This is a genomic window from Halobacterium bonnevillei, assembly GCF_009831555.1.
GTDB lineage: Archaea > Halobacteriota > Halobacteria > Halobacteriales > Halobacteriaceae > Halobacterium > Halobacterium bonnevillei.
This window is the reverse complement of record NZ_WUUU01000239.1, coordinates 1-3,441: the sequence shown is the minus strand read 5'-3', so window position 1 is coordinate 3,441 and position 3,441 is coordinate 1. Positions and strand designations below refer to the sequence as shown.

General features: G+C 67.1%; 5 protein-coding genes. All 5 read left to right on the top strand.

Annotation, left to right across the window (positions count from 1 at the left end; translation table 11 throughout):
* The coding region (locus GRX66_RS17540) for an AMP-binding enzyme (RefSeq protein WP_449271474.1) at positions 1–233 on the top strand (233 nt) is incomplete at its 5' end.
* Positions 234–289: 56 nt separating this feature from the next.
* On the top strand, positions 290–691 hold the full coding sequence (locus tag GRX66_RS17535; protein ID WP_159527661.1) for a DUF4212 domain-containing protein: 402 nt from the start codon (positions 290–292) through the stop codon (positions 689–691).
* Positions 688–2,388 (top strand): sodium:solute symporter family transporter, encoded by a 1,701-nt coding sequence (locus GRX66_RS17530; RefSeq protein WP_159527660.1) that lies wholly within the window; start codon positions 688–690, stop codon positions 2,386–2,388. The genes GRX66_RS17535 and GRX66_RS17530 overlap by 4 nt, the downstream gene beginning before the upstream one ends.
* Positions 2,388–2,855, top strand: a complete 468-nt coding sequence (locus GRX66_RS17525; RefSeq protein ID WP_159527659.1) for a universal stress protein — start codon at positions 2,388–2,390, stop codon at positions 2,853–2,855. Before GRX66_RS17530 ends, GRX66_RS17525 begins: the two co-directional genes overlap by 1 nt.
* Before the next feature lie 64 nt (positions 2,856–2,919).
* Complete coding sequence (locus GRX66_RS17520; protein WP_159527658.1) at positions 2,920–3,132, top strand: hypothetical protein; 213 nt, start codon at positions 2,920–2,922, stop codon at positions 3,130–3,132.
* The last annotated feature ends 309 nt before the right edge of the window (positions 3,133–3,441 follow it).

The following is a 3,441-nucleotide window of genomic DNA, read 5'->3' as shown; positions in this document are numbered from 1 at the left end:
AAGGCGACGACGACCTCCGCGAACGCATCATCACCGCCGTCGAAGACGCCATCGGCCCCATCGCACGACCCGAGCAGGTCGTGTTCACGCCCGAACTGCCGAAGACGCGCTCCGGGAAGATCATGCGTCGCTTGCTGGAGGACGTCGCGAACGGCGACGAACTCGGGGACACGTCGACGCTCCGCAACCCCGACGTCGTCGACGACATCGAGGCGAAAGTGAGCAACGACTAGCGACCGCGCACAGTTTTCCAACAGCCAGACACAGACCCCACGACCGCAGCAAACCTATGCCAGACAAACACACTCACGAACCGACGGACGACACGACCGCCACCGACGGCGGCACGGTCACCGCGGGCGAACAGGGCCGCGAAGAAACCAACTACCTCACTTCCGAGGTGAACCTCCTCAACCCGAGCACGCCGTTCATGCGCGACCACCTCCGGATCATCTGGACCGGATTCGTGGTCTGGGCCGTCGTCGTGTTCGGTCCGGTCACGCTGACCGCCGTCGCTCCGGACGTGATGACCTCGACGCTGCCGGTCGTCGGCTTCCCGCTGCACTACTTCCTCGTCGCCATCGGCGCGCCCGGCGGCGCGCTCCTCCTCGCGTTCTGGTACGCGCGCAAGCGTGACCAGCTCGACGAGAAGTACGGCATCGAGCACACCGACGGAGGTGCCGGCGAATGAGCGCACTCTTCGAAGCGTCCGGCCTCGTCGCGCAGTCCGGACTCCTCCCCGAGGGCCTGGACGTGTCGTTCAAGGCACTGCCCGCCGTCATGGTGACCGCGATGCTCGCGGTGTTCCTCGCCATCGGCTACGTGTTCAAGGTCGCCGACACCGAGGGCATGTGGGTCGCCGGCCGCTCGATCGGGAACGTCGAGAACGGCATGGCAATCGGCGCCAACTGGATGTCCGCGGCCTCCTACCTCGGGATGGCGGCGCTCATCGCCACGTCAGGGTTTTACGGACTGTCGTTCGTCGTCGGCTGGTCGACGGGGTACTTCATCCTCCTCATCTTCATGGCCGCCCAGATGCGGCGGTTCGGGAAGTACACCGCACCCGACTTCGTCGGCGACCGCTTCAACTCCGACACCGCGCGCGCCATCGCCGCGGTCACCACGTTCCTCATCGGGTTCGTATACGCAATCGGGCAGGCCCGTGGCATGGGCCTCGTCGGCCTCTACATCTTCGGCGACATCGGCATCCCCGGGCTGACCGGTTACCAGTCGATGGTGGTCCTCATGATGGCGATCACGGTCGGCTACCTCACGCTGTCGGGGATGCTCGGCGCCACGAAGAACATGGCCGTCCAGTACGTCATCCTCATCGTCGCGTTCCTCGCCGGCCTCTACGTCGTCGGATTCACGAACGGCTACTCGACGGTGCTGCCGCACATCGAGTACGGCGCGATGTTCAGCGCGCTCGCCAGCGAGTTCAGCGAGCCGTTCGTCTCCGGCGGCTACTATCTCTGGATCGCGACCGCGTTCTCCCTGGTCGTCGGGACGTGTGGCTTGCCACACGTGCTCGTGCGGTTCTACACCGTGGAGAGCGAACGCACCGCCCGCTGGTCGACCGTCTGGGGGCTGTTCTTCATCTGTCTGCTGTACCTGAGTGCGCCCGCGTTCGCCGCGTTCGGCACCGACCTGTACGCGGAGAACATCGGTCCGGTCTACGAGACGGCGAACTCCGCCGGCATGACCGACGCCGCGGGCGACGTCATCGTCGTGCTCGCCGCGCAGCTGTCCAACCTCCCGACGTGGTTCGTCGGACTGGTCGCGGCCGGCGGCATCGCCGCCGCCATCGCGACGACCGCCGGTCTGTTCATCGCCGGGTCGTCGGCCATCTCCCACGACATCTACGCGAACATCATCAACGAGGACGCCACGCAGCGCCAGCAGGTGCTCGTCGGCCGCATCAGCATCATCGCGCTCGGCGCCATCACGACGCTCGCCGCGCTCGACCCCGCCGCGCCAATCGCGGCGCTCGTGTCGTACGCGTTCTCGCTGGCCGGCGCCGTTCTGTTCCCCATGTTCTTCCTCGGCCTGTGGTGGGAGAACACGAACCGCCAGGGCGCGCTCGCCGGCATGACCACCGGCCTCACCATCTGGGCGATCCCGATGGTCAACGAGGTCGTCCCCGCGTACGGCATCCTCGGCGGGGTCGCCGGTGCCGACGGCGTCATCTCCGCGACACTCGCCCAGTGGCTGCCGGCAATCGGTTCCGCGCTGGTCGCGGTTCCGGTCGTGTTCGGCGTCACAATCGCCGTGTCCCTGGTGACCGCCGAACCCGACCTGGCGACGAAGCAGCTCGTCCGCCAGTGCCACAGCCCCAAACCGATGGACCGCCAACAGAGTGCCGAAGACGCAGTGAGCGGTGACGACTAATGTACGACGACATCCTCGTTCCGACGGACGGTAGCGAAACGGCCGAAGCGGCGGTCGACCAGGCGGTCGACCTCGCGGAGAAATACGGCGCCACAGTCCACGCGCTCTACGTCGTGGACGTCGACGCGACGAACCTCGCGCTCGGCACCGAACAGGTCGAACGGGTCCGCCGCGGCGACCTCGACGAGATGCCGGAGGTAAAGTCGAAAGCAGACGAGGCCACCGGCTACGTCGCAGACGTCGCGTCCGAACGCGGCATCGCCGTCGAGGAGCACGTCACCGCCGGGTCGCCGGCGCGGGCGATTCGGAAGTTCGTCGAGGACAACGACGTCGACCTCGTCGTGATGGGGAGCCACGGGCGTTCCGGGCTGTCACGGGTCGTGCTCGGGAGTGTCGCGGAGAAAGTCCTGCGCCGCACCCGATTGCCCGTCCTCGTCGTGGACGTCCACGGAGACCACGTGGAGTGACTGGGACGCCGCCGGCGACGATGCCACCGATACACTCTCCCACGGTGACGACGGAGGTGCACGCGTGAGCGTACTCGACGCGATCCGCGACCACGTCGTGGAACACCACGAGGGAATGCTGTTCGACCTCGTGTTCGCCATCGGATGGGTGACCGTCGTCAGCGTGCTGTTCGAGTTGCTGGGCGCGCCGCAACTGGTGTACTACGGCGCGCTCGCGAGCGGCGTCGTCGCCTACTACGGGTTCGTCTTCTCGCTCCAGCAGGCGAAAGCGCAGTAGGCGTCGCGGGCGACGAGCACTTCGCCCCGGGGCACGGCGACGGTCAGGAAGTCGACGAACCACGCGGTCTCGTCCGTACCTCGGATACCATGTTGACTGAACCCGATGTGCGGTTCGGTGGGTGGTCCCAACGGGAGGGAGGACTAGATCGGCGGTCGGAGTCCAGCGGTGTCTTCTCAAACGTCGGCCGCCAGTTCGACAGCCTCCGGGAGCGTGAGCTCCGCCTCGCGGTCGGCGAGGGCGTCACGGAGCGCGGCCACGTTCTCGTCGGAGGGGGCGCGATCGGCGCGCTTGAGGAGGCGCCGCGCG